Annotated in this window: 17 protein-coding genes; 8 read left to right on the forward strand and 9 right to left on the reverse strand. The window is 48.2% G+C overall.

Translation table 11 applies throughout. The features are described from left to right. The first annotated feature begins 129 nt into the window (after window positions 1–129). Window positions 130–2,469, forward strand: coding sequence for a TonB-dependent receptor (locus tag ABD836_RS10140; protein ID WP_344935357.1), 2,340 nt, complete (start codon window positions 130–132; stop codon window positions 2,467–2,469). Window positions 2,470–2,471: 2 nt separating this feature from the next. On the opposite strand, the gene ABD836_RS10145 is transcribed toward ABD836_RS10140, so the two are convergent. Beyond that, window positions 2,472–3,074, reverse strand: a complete 603-nt coding sequence (locus ABD836_RS10145) for a TetR/AcrR family transcriptional regulator (protein ID WP_344935359.1) — start codon at window positions 3,072–3,074, stop codon at window positions 2,472–2,474. A 215-nt stretch (window positions 3,075–3,289) separates the two neighbouring features. On the opposite strand from ABD836_RS10145, the gene ABD836_RS10150 reads away from it, so the two are divergent. Further along, complete coding sequence (locus ABD836_RS10150) at window positions 3,290–4,963, forward strand: sulfatase (RefSeq protein WP_344935362.1); 1,674 nt, start codon at window positions 3,290–3,292, stop codon at window positions 4,961–4,963. Window positions 4,964–4,988: 25 nt separating this feature from the next. On the opposite strand, the gene ABD836_RS10155 is transcribed toward ABD836_RS10150, so the two are convergent. From ABD836_RS10155 to ABD836_RS10165, 3 genes are all read right to left on the reverse strand, one after another. Then, a complete protein-coding gene (locus ABD836_RS10155) occupies window positions 4,989–6,308 on the reverse strand; it encodes a DsbA family protein (RefSeq protein WP_344935364.1) in 1,320 nt (439 codons plus the stop codon). 55 nt (window positions 6,309–6,363) lie between these two features. After that, complete coding sequence (locus tag ABD836_RS10160; RefSeq protein ID WP_344935367.1) at window positions 6,364–6,828, reverse strand: DUF1330 domain-containing protein; 465 nt, start codon at window positions 6,826–6,828, stop codon at window positions 6,364–6,366. Window positions 6,829–6,920: 92 nt separating this feature from the next. Then, window positions 6,921–7,559, reverse strand: coding sequence for a glutathione S-transferase family protein (locus ABD836_RS10165; protein ID WP_344935369.1), 639 nt, complete (start codon window positions 7,557–7,559; stop codon window positions 6,921–6,923). Window positions 7,560–7,878: 319 nt separating this feature from the next. Here ABD836_RS10165 and ABD836_RS10170 point away from each other — a divergent pair, with 319 nt between their 5' ends. Next, window positions 7,879–8,643 carry an SDR family oxidoreductase gene (locus ABD836_RS10170; RefSeq protein WP_344935371.1) on the forward strand — a complete coding sequence of 255 codons (765 nt, stop codon included), beginning with the start codon at window positions 7,879–7,881 and terminating at the stop codon, window positions 8,641–8,643. A gap of 27 nt (window positions 8,644–8,670) precedes the next feature. Here ABD836_RS10170 and ABD836_RS10175 read toward each other — a convergent pair whose 3' ends face one another. Continuing rightward, window positions 8,671–10,449, reverse strand: a complete 1,779-nt coding sequence (locus ABD836_RS10175) for an arylsulfatase (RefSeq protein ID WP_344935373.1) — start codon at window positions 10,447–10,449, stop codon at window positions 8,671–8,673. Then, on the reverse strand, window positions 10,446–10,823 hold the full coding sequence (locus tag ABD836_RS10180) for a hypothetical protein (RefSeq protein ID WP_344935375.1): 378 nt from the start codon (window positions 10,821–10,823) through the stop codon (window positions 10,446–10,448). The genes ABD836_RS10175 and ABD836_RS10180 overlap by 4 nt, the downstream gene beginning before the upstream one ends. Before the next feature lie 312 nt (window positions 10,824–11,135). On the opposite strand from ABD836_RS10180, the gene ABD836_RS10185 reads away from it, so the two are divergent. From ABD836_RS10185 to ABD836_RS10195, 3 genes are all read left to right on the forward strand, one after another. Next, window positions 11,136–12,950, forward strand: a complete 1,815-nt coding sequence (locus ABD836_RS10185) for a long-chain-acyl-CoA synthetase (RefSeq protein ID WP_344935377.1) — start codon at window positions 11,136–11,138, stop codon at window positions 12,948–12,950. A gap of 23 nt (window positions 12,951–12,973) precedes the next feature. Next, complete coding sequence (locus ABD836_RS10190) at window positions 12,974–13,657, forward strand: glutathione S-transferase family protein (RefSeq protein WP_344935379.1); 684 nt, start codon at window positions 12,974–12,976, stop codon at window positions 13,655–13,657. A 141-nt stretch (window positions 13,658–13,798) separates the two neighbouring features. Further along, window positions 13,799–14,395 carry a TetR/AcrR family transcriptional regulator gene (locus ABD836_RS10195; protein ID WP_344935381.1) on the forward strand — a complete coding sequence of 199 codons (597 nt, stop codon included), beginning with the start codon at window positions 13,799–13,801 and terminating at the stop codon, window positions 14,393–14,395. 102 nt (window positions 14,396–14,497) lie between these two features. Here ABD836_RS10195 and ABD836_RS10200 read toward each other — a convergent pair whose 3' ends face one another. The 3 genes from ABD836_RS10200 to ABD836_RS10210 all read right to left on the reverse strand — a co-directional run bounded on the left by ABD836_RS10200 (window position 14,498) and on the right by ABD836_RS10210 (window position 17,451). Continuing rightward, window positions 14,498–14,935 carry a MauE/DoxX family redox-associated membrane protein gene (locus ABD836_RS10200; protein WP_344935383.1) on the reverse strand — a complete coding sequence of 146 codons (438 nt, stop codon included), beginning with the start codon at window positions 14,933–14,935 and terminating at the stop codon, window positions 14,498–14,500. A 66-nt stretch (window positions 14,936–15,001) separates the two neighbouring features. Beyond that, window positions 15,002–17,152 carry an FAD-dependent oxidoreductase gene (locus ABD836_RS10205; protein WP_344935385.1) on the reverse strand — a complete coding sequence of 717 codons (2,151 nt, stop codon included), beginning with the start codon at window positions 17,150–17,152 and terminating at the stop codon, window positions 15,002–15,004. A 122-nt stretch (window positions 17,153–17,274) separates the two neighbouring features. After that, window positions 17,275–17,451 carry a hypothetical protein gene (locus ABD836_RS10210; protein ID WP_344935388.1) on the reverse strand — a complete coding sequence of 59 codons (177 nt, stop codon included), beginning with the start codon at window positions 17,449–17,451 and terminating at the stop codon, window positions 17,275–17,277. A gap of 259 nt (window positions 17,452–17,710) precedes the next feature. On the opposite strand from ABD836_RS10210, the gene ABD836_RS10215 reads away from it, so the two are divergent. Together ABD836_RS10215 and ABD836_RS10220 are read left to right on the forward strand one after the other, a co-directional pair. Further along, on the forward strand, window positions 17,711–18,292 hold the full coding sequence (locus ABD836_RS10215; protein ID WP_344935390.1) for a TetR/AcrR family transcriptional regulator: 582 nt from the start codon (window positions 17,711–17,713) through the stop codon (window positions 18,290–18,292). A gap of 13 nt (window positions 18,293–18,305) precedes the next feature. Further along, the gene (locus ABD836_RS10220; RefSeq protein ID WP_344935392.1) at window positions 18,306–19,109 is read left to right on the forward strand and encodes a haloacid dehalogenase type II; all 804 of its coding nucleotides are present in this window, start codon (window positions 18,306–18,308) and stop codon (window positions 19,107–19,109) included. The last annotated feature ends 169 nt before the right edge of the window (window positions 19,110–19,278 follow it).

Here is a 19,278-nt window from a genome sequence, read left to right on the forward strand (position 1 = left end):
CAGTAATAATTAAAAGTTTACGCAATGTAAAGTTTCTGCTAGATTTGCTCCTATAATAATCAATCCGTACCGGCGACTAATACGGCTGTACTCGCAGGTGCTTTCACAGAGTAAATCTGGTAAATAAAAATGAATAAACGGAATTATGGATTTTGTGGGCTGGCCGCTGTCGCCGCCATTTCTGCTACGCCAATACAGGCTGCGCAGTTAGAAGAAGTGATTGTTACGGCGCAAAAGCGCCAAGAAGATATGCAAACGGTGCCGGTATCGGTATCTGCGCTCACGGCAGATCAGCTTGTTGATATGGGCTTTAACGATATTGGCGATATTGCCGCGCAAGTGCCATCACTGATCGTACTTACCAATATCAGCCCTCTGGCGACTACTTTCCGCATTCGTAATATTGGCAATGCCGGAAATATACCGAATTTTGAACCCGCTACCGGCCTCTTTATTGACGGTGCGTTCCGCTCTCGCTCAGGGATTGGTATTGGCGATCTAGTGGATGTGAGTTCAGTCGAAGTATTGAAAGGCCCGCAGAGTACGCTGCATGGTAAAAACGTTACTGCAGGCGTGATAAGTGTGCAGACCCAAGGACCTAGCGAGCAGCTAGAAGCCATGTTTGAGGTCAATCTTGGCAGCGATGATTTACGGCAAATTAAATCTTATGTCAGTGGCCCATTAAACGATTGGTTGAGCGGACGTTTAAGTGTGGTAGATACTCGCCGCGGTGAACTCATGGATAATGTCGCCGGCCCTGGCGCAGATGGCTTAAATAGCTATGCAGTTCGCGGCCAGCTACGAGCCGATTTTTCAGATGCGCTAAGCGCTCGGCTGATTGTCGGTTACGCAGAGAAAGACATGAACACATTAACCGGTGACGTATATTTGAGTGAGGAGAGTCAGCGCATTGTTCGCAATGCTGGCGGGAGTTTAACCATCCCCAATGATCCAAGTGACCGACTAGTTGAATATGGTGATGGCAGTTACTACCAAGGCGATTCAAACGACATTATTTTAAATCTAAGCTACGCCGGAGATGGCTACACGCTGACCTCTATCACTAGCTATGACGATTACGATGGCCTAAATTTTGTCAGTGATGTTGAACAGAGCAGTTTGCATGTGGCTGATTTTATCGACCGTCAGCAGGGCAGTTCGTTCTCCCAAGAGTTTCGTATAGCTTCTGATGGTGGCGATGACTTCAATTGGTTGTTTGGCGGTTTCTACTTTAATAACGAGTTTATTCGTGGTGACAAAAGTCTACCAGAGTTCCTTGCTACCGAAGATGTCGAAGCCTACGGTGATGCGATTGTCGATGAGTTGATTTCCGGCGGTGTATTGCCACTGAATTTATTGCCGTTGGTCATTCCTGCCTTTGGGGTAGAGGGTGATCGTGGCGATTACTATATTACCCAAGATACCGACAATATTGGCCTATTCGCTAAGCTTGATTTTGAGTTCAGTGAAAAATGGAAAGGCGCCTTGGGGATTCGTTATTCCTACGAAGACAAACACGGTGTAGTGAATCAGAGCTCACAACTGTCAGCACTCGGCTGTGTACCGCCACTCAATACCAATCTGATCTGTCAAGTGACGCCAGACGGCAATAATTTTGACCAGAGTGATGCCTTTGAAGCGGTGACAGGTTCATTGTCGGCAAGTTATTTTTTAAGTGCTGACACTATGTTGTATGGCGCAATCTCTTCTGGTTTTAAGTCCGGCGGTTTTAGTCTGCAAAACGGCACGGCCACCGATGAGTTACGGCCCTTTGATGAAGAGAATGTGATTAATGTGGAATTTGGCGCGAAATCGGAATTCCTCGATCGCCGAGCGCGCGTGAATGCGTCTATTTTTCATACCGAATACAAAGATTTTCAAAATGCGAGCTTTGCCGGTTTAGTGTTTATTGTTAACAACGCTGAACTGGTCACCGTCGACGGTATTGAAGTTGATTCGACCATGATATTGACTGAAAACGCGATGGCGACGGTGAATCTTGCCTACATCGACACGCTGTATGACAGCTACACAGGCGGCCAGTGTTATTACGGACGTGAAGCTGACAACGACCTTGGTCAATGTGATTTAAGTGGAGAGGCGCTGCCTTCCGGCACAAAGTTTAAGGCCAATATCGCCCTGAACTGGCGACGACCGTTTTCCGGCGGCGACGTCTACTCTCGTCTAGATCATGTGTATTCCAGTTCCGCTAATGCTAGTTCTTCTTTGGATCCGCGGTTCGATATGCCGGCCTCTAACGTCACAAATCTGCGGTTTGGTTGGCGCAATGATTCTATTGATCTGGCGGTGTGGGCTAAGAACCTCACGGACGAAGAGATTATTAATCAGGTGGCGCCAGCAAATATACATACCGTTGTCGATACAAGAGTTGGCGCTGAAGAGGGTTCCTATCAAGCGTTTTCTTTGCCGCAGCGCTCATTGGGAATTACGGCGCGTTATAACTACTGATCTTAGCTGGCTTCGTTGCTGATTTTACATCCAGCAACGAAGCGCTCGATGTACCACTGTATTAATTCTAAGGATCGGGCTTGGCTAATGGTGTTGTCGTGAATAAGTTGCTGGCCACCCCAGAATGACATCATTAATAGCCACGCTACTTGGCCAGCGTGCTGGGCGTCTAAATTCATAGAGCGCGAAATTATTGGCGTGTATAGGTCGGATATTAATTTTCGATAGCGGCGACTAACCGCACTAAATGGCGTGTTATGTGAGGTGTTGTCGGACAGTAGGGCCCATAATGCTTGTACGCGACCCTCGGGAAAACTGAATAAAATCTGCTGGGCTTTGGTGATGGCAACAACAATATCGTCAGTGTGGCTAACTAGGACTTCATGTGTTTGCGTATAGAGTTTTTCAAACATATATGACGCAGTTTGCTCTGTAAGGTCGTTTACTGAATCAAAATTCTGATAGACGAGCTGCCGACTTACTTTGCCGTGTTCGGCTAGGGATATCATGCTTAGGGTATTCCAGCCGTATTCGTCAACAATGACTGCGGCGGTCTCTAGCAACATTTTGCGGCGGGCGATTTTATTCATATAGGGGCGTGCCATGGTTATTCCTTCTTCGCCTGTGTCGCTGCAAAACGGTGAGTTGATTCTCTGGTCTTGTAATGAACGCGAGTAACTGTCAGTGGTGATGATCTGTGAACTAGTATGAACGTTAATACTAACGTATTTTTGACTTATTATTATAATTTTTTACATGCTGTATATATCTTCATAACGGCGCAATGTTAAAGCCATAATAAAGTAAAAGGTGTTGGCTCATGAAAAAGAAAGTTCTGCTCGGGCTAGTCATTGTGCTGTTGATCGGCGGGGGTGGCTTATGGCAAAAGCGCATTGATATTATGCTCGCGATTGTTAAATTTAAAGCTGAACGCGAGGTGCCGATTGGCCCCAATCGGCAGATAGAATGGCAGCAGGGGCCGACTACCGCCAGTGCGGTAGGTGAACAGACTCCGCCAAATATTATCGTGATAGTCGCGGATGATTTAGGCATTAATGATATTTCTGCGTTTGGCGGCGGCGTTGCTAACGGACGCGTGCAGACGCCAAATATAGACAGCTTAGCCACCGCGGGTGCCATGTTTAATCAGTCTTATGCTGGGGCGCCGATATGTGCGGCTTCCCGTGCAATGATTATGACGGGACGCTATCCGACCCGCACAGGTTTTGAATTTACGCCGCTACCCTCAGGTATGGGGCCTTCGGTGGTTAAAATTGCCAACAGTGGCAACCATGGGTTACCGCCCGCGTTCTATAATCGCGACGCTGATATGGGGGGCTTGAGCTATGAAGATAAAGGTTTACCCGGATCAGAAATTACCATTGCCGAAGTATTAAAAGAGCGTGGTTACCATACCGTGCATATTGGTAAATGGCATTTGGGTCGTGGGCCAGAATTCACGCCGAACGCCCAGGGGTTTGATGAAAGTTTGTTTATGGCCAGCGGCATGCATTTACCGGAAGACGACCCGAATGTTGTTAACGCTAAATTGGATTTCGACCCAATTGACAAGTTTGAATGGGCAAAAATGCAGTACGCGGCGTCATTTAATAATAGTGGTGATGATCGCTTTAAGCCAGCGGGCTACTTATCTGATTATTGGACTGATGAATCGATTAAGGTGATAAAAGCCAATAAAAATCGACCATTCTTTCTCTATTTGGCGCACTGGGGCGTGCATACGCCGTTGCAAGCCACGCGTGAAGACTATGAGGCGGTTGGTGATATTAAGCCCCACCGCTTGCGGGTGTACGCCGCAATGGTCCGCGCAATGGATCGCAGTGTTGGTCGTATAGTTGAGAGTTTAGAGGCCGAGGGGCTTAGCGAGAACACCATTATTCTGTTTACGAGTGATAATGGTGGTGCGGGTTATCTCGGCTTGCCCGATATAAATTCGCCGTATCGCGGCTGGAAAATCACCATGTTTGAGGGTGGAATTCGGGTGCCGATGTTTATCAAGTGGCCCGCTAAAATTCAGCCTGGGGTGCAGGTGGACGCGCCGATTAATCACATTGATATTATGCCTAGCTTGAGTGCTGCAGCTGATGCAATATTGCCAGAAGACCTTGTTGTTGATGGTCGAAATATTATGCCCTGGGCTTTTGGGGAACCGGCCGAGACCCTGCCCCATGACACGCTCTTTTGGCAGAGCGGTTATTATCGTGTTGTCCGCGATGGTGATTGGAAGCTACATGTTTCTGAGCGGCCAAAAAAAGACTGGCTCTACAATCTTGCTGAAGATCCTACAGAGCAAAATAATTTAGCAATGTCGCAACCCGCCGTACTGGCGAGGTTAAAGGGGCTGCTTGACGAGCATGCCGCGTCGGGCCGCAAGCCTATTTATCCTTACACGCTTGAAGCGCCGGTTGCGGTTGATAAAACCTTGGCTGAGGACTTCTTGCCCGGCGATGAATACATCTACTGGCCAAATTGAGGGCTAGACCAAACAGGGTTTGGCCTTAGCTGCGGTCATCGATAATGGCTTGTTCTAATCTATCGAGTCGGTCTTGGCCAAAAACAGCAATTTGCTGGTAGCGGAAACTGGGTACGCCCCAGAGTCCATTTTCGTACATGTCGAGCAGGTTTTCTTGGGCCCAGCCACGCCAGTCCTCGTTATTGAGCAAGGGCTTGGCCAATGACCAATTTAGACCTGCAGTTTCGACAATCGTCTTCATTCCCGCGTCGGTGGCTGCGTCGATACCTTCTGCCCATACGCTTCGGGCAAAGGTTTCTAAAAACTCATTCCCTAGATTGTTTTCGCTAGCATGTTCAAATAGGGCATAACATCGCTCTACGGCAGCGCCTAATGGGTCAGCGGAAAAACCGAACTTAATATTGTGTTTTTCGGCCTCACGCTTGGTGTCTCTAATAATATACATGCCCTTTTGCTGAGGAACTTGCATGCGCCGCATGACCATGGGTAATACCGGTTTTATGACGAGTGCTACTCCGTGACGAGCCGCGAGTTCTCTGGCGCGAATCAGCCCAATATAGGAATAGGGGCTTCGCGCTGACCAATAGTTGATGATGGGCGAAGCGCTTGCTGCTCGAGTGTCTGTAGCTGGCTCTGGCTCAACCGGTGTTGGGGTGCGAGCGCTAATTGGATCAACGGTGGCATTTTTAACGGCCCCGAGCGTTGTTAGGCGCTGTTCAAGATATTCTAAGCGACTCAGGCCCCAATACCATTCGCTGCCGGGCTTCTCGCCGTAGTGAAGCATGGCGCTTAAATAATGGCCCTTGTTTTGGAGCAGGGTTTCATTGGCGAGGAGATGGTGTTGATAGCATTCAACATTATTGGCGATACGCGCATCGATTAGGCTGTTCAGTGCGTCGCTTTGATCCTGCCAGTAGGTCTCGAAAATTGCCGATGCTTTGTCGAGGTAATCGCCTTGCAGCTCGCAGTGCAAAAGCTGGGCGGTAGCGCTATGCGCCAATTCTGGCGTAGTAATTGGCGGTGCGATTGGGAAATCGAGGCCATAAATATTGGCTAGGTAGGCGCTGTCGGCAAAGGCATTTTGTTCCCACAAGCCGGGGGCAGGGTACATATTTTCTTGAAGGCGAAGTACGGTTCTAAAATCGAAAGCGATATCATATCGCGTGGATAAGGCCTTCAAAACCTGCAGTAAAATATAGCTGTGTGGGTCGCTAATTCGCAAATAGACCGTGACTAGATGAGGTTTGCCTGCTTTGCTGCGACGGAACTCCGCCAGTTTTCGCTGCCACCTTAGGAGGCGCTGACTGGTCACTATGCTAAAAACATAAGGCGTTAAACGGCTCATAAAAGTGCTCTTTTAATATGAATAACCACTTTACAGCAGAAAATTGTCAGTTTATTTATTGCGCCAGCAGTGGCCGGCTTACCAATAATTTAGTTGCTTTTAATCCGGCGTCACGGTGATGTAATGCGGCCTGGTAGCTTGGCGTACACAGCATATCAATGAAGGCATCGACATTGGGGTATTGCACTATGATTATTTGTTGCCAGCCATCATCTTCGCCGATAAGGGTTTGCTCCACAGTATTCATTGCGAACAGTGTGCCGCCGCGCTCCATAACGTGCTGAATTGCAACCGCACCATAGCGATTGTAGGCCTCTTCACCGCTGACTGGGGCCGCGTCGCTGTTGTCACCATATTGTGCCGTGTCATGGAAAGCGAGCATATTGATAAATTGCAAAGGCCCGCCCAGATCATTAGCTAATAAATTCCGTAACTGCGATTCGCTGGGATTTAATTTGTCGAGCCCGTGCTGGCCGAGTTCGGCGATGAGTGAGTCAACTTTGGTTTGGTCTATTGGCATTGTGACGTCCGTCTTATATTTTTTAATTTATATTATTTTAAAAACTGCTAGCTGGCATGCAGCTGAGAGTGGCAGCTGCATGCGACGGCGCTTTACAGACCGAGTATGGCGGCTTCTGTCGCTAGCAATGGTGCAATTACTTCATGGCCTTTTACTCGCTCGATAAAACCGCTGAATATTGGCCAGCGCGCGGCGTCAACATGGTAATTGGCGTAGGCCGCGTTAATGAAGGGGCTGACGATGCTAATGTCGGCAATAGTAAGCTCGCCAAACAAGAAGCCTTCTTTAGGCAGAATAGACTCAATGTAATCTAAGATTGGCGGCAGTTGCTTCTCTATAATTTTTGTTACCAAGGCTTCGTCGGTTTCTTGATTGAGAAACATGGGCCGCATAAAACGCTGAAAGAAAATACCGGAAGCCAACTCGGTAACTTTGCTGCCGGCAAGTTCTTCAATCCAGCGGGCTTTGGCCTTGGCCTTAGGGTCGCGTGGGTAAACAGCGACCTCCGGGTAGCTGTCTTCGAGGTATTCGCAGATTACGGTAGAGTCGCAAAGGTTTAAATCGCCGTCTTGCAGTGCTGGAATTTTGCCAAGTGGACTGATTTTTAAGTACCCGGGATCGCCAGAGTAGGGCATCTGTTGAATCTGTTCAAAATCGAGTTTCTTTATAGCCAGTGCGGTGAGGACTTTGCGAACATAGGGCGAAACTGAGTTACCGTGTAATACGATCATGGAGGCTCCTAGATGTAGTGGCAAATTGATGTGGCTGGGGTATTTATTTATCTGCAATCAATTGCTTAGCGTTTTATGTTATGAAATTGGCAATGCCATGAAAAAGCTACTTTACTGAGTAATACGGCGAAATTCTATTAAATCTTTACATTATGTCAGTATTTATGACAGAATTTTCTGCGTATTTATGACGACAGAATATTGCCGTATTCACGATCAATAATTTGATCAGTGAAATCAATGATGGGTGATTGAATAGGGGTGGCTTGCTGTAGCTCTGATATCACTCGATAAACAACTTTCCTGGAAGGACATAATAATGGCGACTAATTTATTTGATCTAAATGGCAAAATTGCCCTAGTGACGGGTTCAAGCCGTGGTATTGGTGAAGAGATTGCCAAATTATTAGCCGAACAGGGCGCGCATGTTATTGTTTCTAGTAGAAAAATTGAAGCCTGCCAGGCTGTTGCCGATGCTATTAATACTGGTGGCGGCAGTGCAGAAGCATTTCCCTGCCATGTGGGGAGCATGGATGACATTAGTAATATATTTGCGCATATCCGTGAGCGTCACGGCAAGCTCGATATATTGGTAAATAACGCCGCGGCGAATCCCTATTTTGGCGATATTCTTGATACCGATCTACTGTCGTATACCAAAACAGTTGACGTTAATGTTAGAGGTTATTTCTTTATGTCGGTCGAGGGCGGCCGAATTATGCGTGAAAACGGCGGTGGGGTTATTGTGAATACGGCGTCGGTCAATGCGCTGCAGCCTGGGCCATTGCAGGGTATTTATTCCATTACCAAGGCTGCGGTAGTGAGTATGACTAAGGCGTTTGCGAAAGAGTGCGCACAACACGGAATTCGCGTTAATGCGCTATTACCAGGTTTAACGAAAACCAAGTTTGCTGGCGCCCTGTTTAGTAATGATGAAATTTACGACACGGCAGTGAAAACGATCCCAATGCACCGGCATGCTGAGCCAGCGGAAATGGCCGGCACTGTATTGTATTTGGTATCAGATGCCTCAAGTTACACCACCGGCGAGTGCATTGTTGTCGACGGCGGTTTAACTATCTAGTCTAGCTGGGCGCCATGTTCACTTTGACTATGGCGCTTGGTCTTTGTTTCCTCGATACAAGGCATAATAAACACTGCAAATTACCACGGTGAGTAGCAGTACTAGGATCTGTTTGCCAAATCGATCACGCAGGCCATTTATTGCGACTTGAATGGTGCCGTTGAAATTAGCTGGCACCTCTAGTACGCCGTTCTTATGTGCGTATTGGTGGTATTGCTCCATCATGGCGGCCATCTTGTCGGGCATGGCGTCGCTTAGATTCTTGGTCTCACCGGGGTCGGTGACAATATTATATAAATGCCATTCGCTGTCACCCACGGGGCCACGGTTTTTAACGATCTTATACTCACCCTGAAAGAGCGCGGCATTGCCACCTAATTCGTAACCAATGAAGTCGTCCTCGGTATACACCTGATCAATCTCGCCGCGGCTAAGCGCAACGAGGCTGCGGCCAACGATGGGTTCTATGCGACGACCGCCAAAATATTCGATAGGCGCTGGGGTGGAGGTGAGTTCGAGAATAGTGGGAGTAATATCAGTAACGTAAGCGAAGGCATTGTTCAGTTTAGCCCGGTCGCTGATAGCATTGCCGGCGATGATTAGTGGCACGCGCATGCCGCCTTCGCCAGCGTAAAATTTGTAGTAGGCCAGTGGTGATGCCGCTGCGCTGGCAAAGCTCGGGCCAATGGTGTTGAAGCTGCCCTTGGTGCCGAGGGTTTGGTAGTCGTTGCGATAGCCTTGCAGTTGCAGGCCGATTCGACTTGGGATACTCCGGGGATTATCACCTCCGGTGGCTTCGCTGCCATTGTCAGAGGAAAAAATGAAAATGGTGTTGTCGTATTTGCCGATGGCTTTTAGGTGGGCGATTAAACGGCCAATATGATGATCCATCGCATCGACCATGCCCGCATAGACGGCCATGCGTTTTGCATGGAAGCGTTTTTCGTCGGCACTTAGTTTGTCCCAATCATTGGTGCTGCTCATCGTCACCATATCGCTGTCGCTTGGGATAATACCCAGTGCCTTGCTTTGGCGTTGACGCTGTTCGCGCAAAACATGCCAGCCTTGTTCGTAGGTATTAATGTATTTGTCGGTGAACTCTTGTGGTGCTTGCACGGGGATGTGTACTGCTTGAAACGGTATATAGGCAAAAAAAGGTTTTGTGTCTGGATTTGAATCGATAAATTCGATGGTTTTGTTCACCAGAAACTCTGATGAGTAAAAATCCGTCGGCAGGGTGGTTTCTTCACCGTCGGCAAACCAATTCGCTTTTTCGTAGATAGGGATATAAGGCTTTTGTTCCCAGTTGTCGGCACCAGTATCCGCCATGGTAATGGTTCGCGAAAATCCGCGCCGGTAGGGTAACTCGTCGCGGGCTTTGCCCAAGTGCCATTTTCCGGCCATGTAAGTATGGTAGCCAGCGGTTTGCAGTAAGCTGGCAACGGTGACGACATTGCCACTGAGAACGCCTCGGTAGTTTTCGCGTGATTGGTGTTCAGGTGGAATGCTTTCGGGAATATTGGGTACGCCATTTTTATGGCTGTCTACACCGGTTAATAGCATGGCGCGCGTCGGTGCACAGCTCGCGGCGGTATGGTAATTGGTGAAGCTGACCCCAGTGGCGGCAAGTGCGTCGAGTGATGGCGTTTGAATTTCACTGCCGTAAGAGGCGATATCACTAAACCCTAGGTCGTCGGCCAGAATGAGGACGATGTTGGGTCTGTTTTCAGCGGTGGGCGCGGCTTCGCCATAGCCTGTCAGCAGTGCCATTAGTGTTGCGACGGCAATTCGAGTTGCCGGCATCATGGCTTGGTTGCCAGTTTTTCCGCCGCGACGAATAAAATGGTCGCAATAACAACTTCAACACCAATCAATTGCGGGGCAAAGGCGGCGTCGTGAAGTAGCCATGCGAGAACGCGGTAGAGCGCTGTAATGGCAAGTAGAAGCGCTGGAGTGTGGAACCACACTTTTCTGGCCGTTAGCAAGCCGGTCAATATCATTAGACCCATGCCTAAAAAGAATGCGCCGGTATCGGCGATTTGCGAACTTCGCGCAAGCCCCTCGAGTAGCGGGACGTCTAGGCCTTTTGCGGCACCGGCGGGATCTATTGCCCAGCGCAGGCCGATGAAAGTAAATAGGATGCCCGGTGCGCACACGAGAATGCGGAGTAGCTTTAGCATAGTGACCTTAATTCCTTATAATTGTTTTGATTGCAGCTAGGCATAGCTCACTACTTTTAGGCACTGATTATGCCGAAGTCCTACTCTGTGTTTGAATACGAACTGGCTGTAATAATGTGAGCTTTGCTATGTTTGTTATCATTTTTTTGTCATAGTATATGCCAATAAAAATACCCTCGCAATTAAGCCGTTGGTCTACAGTTTCATCTGCCATGAGGGCAGCGCCAATAAGCGTATCTTCGTAAGGTTGCTATCTATACTGGGACGCTAAGCTAAGTGCAGCAAACGAATAACAATGAGAGATATTGAATAATGACTGAATTTTCTAGAGTAATGCGCGATTTTACGTCCGTACTGCCAGCCTTGACGTTTAGGCCGCCAAAGGATGCGGAAAAGAAATCCCTAGGACGGCTCTTTCAAGAGACCGCGCAGCGTTACGGAGATAAGTCAGCCATTCTATTTGAAGGCCGTGAATTAAACTGGGGCGAGTTTAATGCCTTAGTGAACCGGTTTGCGCATGCTTTAAAGGGCCAGGGCGTAAAGCGGGGTGACTGTGTTGGCCTGTTAATGGAAAACCGCATTGAAATGTTGGCCTGCTTTTTTGCCTTGGCTAAGTTGGGTGCGGCGACAGGCTTAATTAACACTAGCTTAAAAGGTCGTTCACTGGTTCATTGTATCAATATAACCAATTCAACAAAGTGCATAGTCGGCGAGGAGCTCATTGAGAGTATTGCCGAAGTGAAAGAAGAGCTTCCCCTCGCAGATAATGATTTTATATGGGTCAGAGATCAGGCGCTAAATAAGCCGACGGGCGAGCAATCCGCTGCACCCGCGTGGGCTGTCGATGTTGTGGCTAGCCTCGCTAGTATGCTTACCGAAAATTTGCCGGAAACCCTTGAAATTACCGCTGGTGAAAAGGCTTGTTATATCCTTACCTCCGGTACCACGGGTTTGCCTAAGGCTGCGCTTATTCTCCATCGTCGCTATTTGTCAGCTGCAGAACCGTACTCACGTATTGCGTTCCGCGCAAAGCAGACTGATCGAATCTATATTTGTTTACCGCTCTATCACTTCACTGGCTTAGGCCCTGGAGTTGGTACTAGCTTGTATTCTGGGGCATCGATATTTTTGCGGCGCCGCTTCTCGGCGAGTAACTTTTGGCCCGAAGTAAAAGAACACCAAACGACGTTATTTGTTTATGTTGGCGAGTTATGTCGGTATTTGGCAATGCAAAAAGAATCGCCTGATGAGGTCAATAATCCAATTAAGACCATGGTAGGTAATGGCTTGCGGCCAGATGTATGGGATGTGTTTCGTAAGCGATTTAAGATCCCGCGTATTAGCGAGATGTACGGTTCGAGTGAAGGCAATGCAATTTTCATAAATTTGCTGAATAAAGATAAAACAATCGGAACCACCTCGGCCAAAATACTGTTGGTTAAGTATGACTTTGATGCAGATGAAATGATCCGCGATAAAAAGGGGCGATTAGTCGAAGTGAAAAAAGGGGAGCCGGGTGTTCTCCTTATGAAGATTGATGATCGTTTCAAGTTTGACGGTTATAACGACAAAAAAGCATCTAGTAGCAAAGTAATGACCGGTGTTCGCAAAAAGAATGATCGCTGGTTTAACACCGGTGATGTGATTAAGCAGATTGATGTCGGTTTTTCGCTGGGCCTTGCACACTATGAGTTCGTTGACAGACTGGGTGATACCTTCCGCTGGCGCTCAGAGAATGTTTCTACCAATGAAGTAGGGGAAATATTGAATGGCAATGCGCAAGTTGAAATAGCCAATGTTTATGGCGTTCAAATTCCCGAGGTTGAAGGCCGGGCGGGTATGGCTGCAATCACCTTGAAATCGGGGCTTGAGTTCGATCCTGTCGAATTTTCGACGTATGTGATGAACGAAATGCCGGCCTATGCGCGGCCGGTGTTTGTACGCATTCAACCCGCGGCAGAGACAACCGTAACTTTTAAACTGTTTAAGGCCAATTTGCGCAAGCAGTCATACAATCTGAGTGAAATCGACGATGTGGTGTATGTCTTAAAACCGAAGTCGACTTGCTATGAAGTGTTAGACAATGATTTTTATCAGTCCATCATCAGCGGCCAACATGGCTACTAGTATAAATTTTAAAGGAGTTAGCTATGATTGATTTGTATACGGCACCGACGCCAAATGGACATAAAGCTTCCTGCACACTGGAAGCGTTGGCGTTGCCCTATGAGACGCACTATGTGGATATTGGCGCAGGCGAGCAAAAGAAAGCGCCATTCCTGGCATTGAATCCGAACGGACGTATTCCTGCGATTGTTGATCGCGCCAATGATGATTTTGCTGTCTTTGAGTCTGGCGCAATAATGATCTACTTGGCTGAGTTGACGGGCAAGTTAATGCCAACGGACGCCAAGGGCCGCTCAAAAGTCATTCAGTGGCTGATGTTTCAAATGGGTGGTGTGGGTCCAATGATGGGCCAGGCGAATGTTTTTCACCGTTATTTTCCTGAAAAAATTCAACCTGCAATTGACCGCTATCAAAATGAGTGCCGCCGCCTATTCGAGGTGCTAGATGGGCACTTAGCCAGTAACGAGTGGTTGGCCGACGACTATTCCATTGCGGATATTGCTAACTGGTGCTGGGTGCGAACGTATAAATGGTCTGGCGTCTCGGTAGATGGCTTAGATAATTTGGCGCGTTGGCTAAGTGTTATGCAAAGCCAACCGGGTATGGCCAAGGGTATCGAAGTGCCTTTTAGTTTGGGTAATTTACTTGACGATGATTCCGAGGCTGAAAAATTTAAAGATTCTGCCCGGAATATGCTGCAGAAATAGCGTGTCTTGATTTAATCGTTATAGCGAAAACAAGGTCGCTCGGCGTGGTGACCTTATTTCTCCTTTTTCTACTGAGGCGCATCGCAATGTTTGAAGCGTCTTTGCTTATAGTACACTTCTCGGTTTTTGGTCGCGATAATTATGAAAGAAACGAAACTGCCGTCAATAAAAGATGCTGGTGACGGCCGTGTTAAACGCAGTGTGCGTAGTCGTCAGCTTATTATTGATGCGCTGCTAGATTTAATTAATGAGGGTGTGCTGATCCCAACAGCGCAGCAAGTGGCAGACCGAGCAAATATTGCCATTCGTACGGTGTTTCGGCACTTCTCTGAAATGGAACAGCTATACAATGAGCTGGACGCGCGTATCCGTGATCACTATATGGACTTGTTTCGGGGCGGCGATCGTAGCGGGAGCTTAGACGAGCGTTTACAGCACGCGATAGAGCGTCATGCGAATGCCTACATCACTTTGTCTCCAGTAATTTTAGCGACGCATGCCTTGCTGTGGCGTTCGGCAGTATTACGAAGTAATTACGGTGACAATCAGCTTAAGTTGCGCAAAGACTTAGATATTTGGCTGCCAGAGTTAGATTTGGTATCGCCTGATACACGCGAAGCCATAGACGCGATAGCGTCTTTTGAATTTTGGCATCGCTTGCACGTCAGTCAGTCTATAAGCAAGGACGCTAGCGTGAAGATCATTATTTCCTTAATCAAAGACTTATTGTTGGCCTAGTCACGCTATTAAGGGCCATGATGAGGTGTTTGGCTATAAAAGTATTGCGGGCGAGATTTGTGTGAAACCACGCCCATAATACCTTTATTGATTGAGCTTAATTCAAGGCTTCGGTTTACCATTCGGAAAAACCAACAGAGTATCCCAGTCTCGTAGCCAATACAGTGCAAGGCACGCGCCAAGCATAGGCCACGCCGCAAAAAACAGTAAGTTATCAAAAGGCGCCATATACTGCTTGTATGACACAAGGGTCGAGAAAGCGTGGAGCAATAACACCGCCCCGTAAGTCCAGCGCCGCCATAGTCCGGTAACAAAGGCGAGTATAAGGAGCATTTCGGCACTGCCGACAATAGCCGATAGGTTGTGATTCAGCCAATCCACGCCGTAAAATTTACTAAATACTTTGCTTGCGTGGGCCGGATTTACAAATTTATCGAGCGTCCACATTAGCATAACCACAAAGACACCCAGGCGAAGCGCAAGCAGTGAGCGCGACAGGGGTTTGTGTAGGGCGTCAGGTATCTCGGTATTGCTGTTCATCTTTGCTCTCCTTAATAGTGAATTTACATTGAAACGCTTGGTGATTTTTAAGATATCGCCTTGTGTTCAGCCTCTGCGCCAAGTGTGGTATTTGGCAAGCCAGCGTAGGACGTTTTGCGGTGCATGGGCGCGCTTCCATTCACCGGCTGCGTATTTGTTGGCTTCTGCCCAAGTAGGGTAGGCGTGGATTGTGCCGAGTATTTTGTTTAAGCCGAGGCCGTGCTTCATGGCAAGTACAAACTCAGCTAATAAATCACCGCTGTGTTCGCCGACAATTGTTACGCCAAGAATGCGATCTTTGCCCGGCGCAGTGAGTACTTTGACAAAGCCTTTTGCAGCGCTATCTGCAATTGCGCGATCTAAGTCGTCTAGCCCATATCGGGTGACTTCAACAGCAATGCCTTTTTCTTTTGCTTCCTGTTCGTTGAGCCCGACTCGAGCCACTTCGGGATCGATAAATGTCGTCCAGGGAATTACGCGATAATCGACTTTGAACTTTTTAAAGTGGCCAAATAAGGCATTCACCGCGGCGTACCAGGCTTGATGCGCCGCGGTATGCGTAAATTGATAGGGTCCTGCAACATCGCCTGCGGCGTAAATATTGGGGTATAAAGTTTCTAGGTAATCATTGGTCACAATAGTGCGGTCGGTCTCAATACCGATATCTTCGAGCCCGTAGCCCTTAAGTCGAGCAACTCGGCCCACCGCGCAGAGTAGAGTGTCAAACTCGATACTAATTTCCTCGCCTTGATGCTCCGCGATTAACCGCTTGCTATCGCCAGCTATTTCACAGCGTAGGGCCTTGTGATTGCACAACACCGTCACGCCGTCGTGTTCGAGCGACGTGGTTGCGAATGCAGAAACGTCTTTGTCTTCCCTTGCCATAATGCGCGGCGCCATTTCAAGCTGAGTTACCTGTGATCCTAAACGGGCAAAGCTTTGCGCTAACTCGCAGCCGATAGGGCCGCCGCCAAGTACCAATAGGCGCTTTGGCGCGTGATCTTGCTGGGCGAGTTCATCCCACATGGTATCGCTGGTCAGGTAACCGGTTTCTTCTATTCCTGGCAGTGGCGGCACAAATGGTTGGGCGCCTGTGGCTAGGACAATGGCGCGGCTGGTGAGACGCTGAATCTCGCCGCTATTGTGTTTAATTTCCACGGTCCAAGGGTCGATAAGCTTGGCGTAGCCTTGTAGAACTTCAACGCCTAAGTCTTGGTAGCGTTCGATGCTATCGTGTGGTTCGATTTTACGGATAGCTTCATGGACTCGTGCCATCACACTGCGAAACGAGAAACTCGGCTCGGTATCCTCTAAACCGTAATGACTGGCATGGCGCATCTGTTGCGCAATTTTACTGCTTTTTATGAGAGCCTTGCTCGGTATGCAACCATAATTCAGGCAGTCTCCGCCCATTTTATGGGCTTCAATCAGAGTGACTTTGGCTTTAACTGCGGCGGCAATGTAGGCAGTTACTAGTCCGCCGGCGCCGGCGCCAATAACAATTAGATTACGGTCGTAATGCTTAGGTTTGCGGTATTCGGCGTAGACGCGTCGGGCTTTAATCACGGCTAAAAGCTTTTTAGCAATGAGAGGGAATGCGCCCAGTAGTGCAAACGACAGGAGTAATGATGGCGATAAAATGCCCGACAGCGATTCAATTTGCGCTAATTGCGTGCCGGCGTTGACGAACACTAGGGTGCCAGCGAGCATGCCGACTTGGCTTATCCAGTAAAAGGTGACGGTTTTAATGGACGTTAGGCCCATCACTAAATTAATTAGGAAAAAAGGAAAGACAGGTACTAATCGTAGGGTTAGCAGGTAAAACGCACCGTCTTTGCTGACGCCTTCGTTAATCGCCTTTAGGCGATCACCAAAACGCTGTTGTACGGTGTTATTCAGTAAATGCCGCGATACCAAAAAAGCGAGCGTCGCGCCGATAGAGCTAGCAAACGAGGCGAGGACAGTGCCCCATAAAAGGCCAAATAAGGCCCCTGCGGCGAGTGTCATTACTGCTGCGCCAGGTAGTGAGAGCGCAGTGATAACGATGTACAGAAGTAAAAAGGCGCCGCCAACCAGTAGTGGCTGCGCTGCACGTAGGGCTTCGAAGTCTGCCAGACCATTTTTTAAACCATTCAGCGTGAGCAAGTGGTTGAGATCGAAATAGAAAAAAGCAGCAACAAGCGCCGCTATTATCGTCAATAAAATTACTTTCTTCATTCACTTGTTCCGTTGATTGGCTGGTGGCAGGCGTTTAAAGGCAGGCTAGTCCGCGCTGTAAGTAACACTTGTTAGTGTTGGGAGGCTAGCACAGAGTCTGGGCAGGCCTCTCGTTTCAATAGTTAAACTACTTTGGCCCGCGTGAACTGCATGAGGGGGTCGTTCATTGTGGTGTTTACGAAGTGGTTGATGTGGCTGAACATTCCTTTTTGTGTGGCGCCACAGACAACATCAAAGAAGTGCGGTGCATCCATAAAACGTTGAGCTTGCTCGCTATCGCGAAGGGTGAGTGTACTCATGGGGTTCTACTCTCCGATTCATTGCTTTGTTGAATTGTTTGTACCGATTGGTCTAGATTAGTATTATTCGCTACAGTTGGTCAACAATTTGCTTATACGATATCGATATACCTTAATTATAATAAGATAATTTTATTGTTTTTAGTGCTTTTTAATCTCGAGTAGTTATGTTCTAGGATTTAAGGGTAGCTGTATCTAGTTTGTAACGATCGGTATATACATGCTATAAATGCCGTTGTGATCGCGCAGGAGTTAAGATATGCCCTGGGAAAAGTCGTTTAGTGAAGATGTTGTGCTAGAAAAAGCCATGCAGGTGTTCTGGAGTAAGGGCTTTGACTCCGCTTCTATGGCAAATCTCATTAAAGAGACCGGAATCAATCGCGGGAGCCTTTACAATGCCTTTGGCGGCAAGCAGGCGCTGTTTGTAAAGACCCTGCTTAAATACGATAGCGAAAATCGCAAAACCACCCTGGCGAAGCTCGAAGCGCTCGATGAACCGTGTCGAGCGATTTGTGAATTCTTCGATGGCATTGTTGCCAATACAGTGGCCGACACAGAGCGCAAGGGCTGCTTTTTGTTTAATACCGTCTTGGCGTGCGGCTCGCACAGCGCCGAGGTCAATGCCATCGTGGCAAACGGTCTACGCGAAATTGAGGGGTTTTTCCGGCGCTGTATTGAAGTTGGCCAGGTGCGCGGTGACATTCGCAAAGACATTGATGCAGAGTCGAAAGCGAAGGCCATGGTGGCGCTGGCATTGGCTATTCGTGTTCTTGGTCGCGGCGCGTATACAGAGGCTGCGTTAAAAACCATTGCCGCAGAGGCAAAACAACTTATTAACTGAGGGTATCTTGACAGTGAGTCGAATCTTAATCTGCCGGGCGTGCGTTGCCACACTGAAGCGGTTTGGTATTGTATTTTCTTTCATGGTAGTGGCGATAGCTGCGCTGCCGACCTTAACGTATGCCGCGGAGGCGAATACCATGCAGACGCCCAAAGTCATTATTTTTGATGTCAACGAAACTCTATTGGACCTCGCGCCGTTGCGGCGCTCGGTCGGCGCGGCGCTGCCTAGTGGCGAAGCGCTGTTGCCACTGTGGTTCTCGACCATGTTGCACTACTCGCTAGTTGATACTTTAACTGGTGATTACCACGATTTTGCGCAGATTGGCACGGCAGCACTAACGATGGTTGCCAGCAGTAAGGGTGTTGAGCTTGACGCCGCTGTGGCTCGTCAGGCAATTGCCGGTACCATTACCAAGCTGCCTGCCCACCCAGATGTGGTGTCTGCATTGCAAGCGTTGTCGGAGTCTGGATTTCGTATTGTGAGTTTGACCAACTCCTCTAATGCTGGTGTTGCCGCGCAGTTTGAATACGCAGGTTTGACTAAGTATTTTGACCACCGTTTTAGCGTGGAAGACATTCGTGCCTATAAGCCTGATCCGCGTCCTTACCGCTGGGTGCTAGAGCAGCTAGATATTCAGCCTGAAGAGGCATTAATGGTTGCGGCCCATGCCTGGGATTTGGCTGGTGCTAAGGCTGTAGGCTTACAAACAGCCTATGTGCAGCGGCCTGGTACCGTGACATACCCACTTACCGCGCGCCCGGATTATGTTGTTGAAAATCTGCAGCAACTTGTTGATTTATTAGGTAAAAAATAAAAAACCTTGATCCTTTTTACTCATTATGTGGATGCATGTCAATTGTGCTGAGTGCCGCGATTGTATTTTTTCAGCGGTACTCTGCCATAAGCCTCCGCTATGTCATTCATCACTATTAGTTGTTTTTTGAAAACTTCCGTAGCCATTTCACTCGTGCTGGTTTAATTGA

It is taken from the genome of Zhongshania borealis (assembly GCF_039539625.1).
GTDB lineage: Bacteria > Pseudomonadota > Gammaproteobacteria > Pseudomonadales > Spongiibacteraceae > Spongiibacter > Spongiibacter borealis.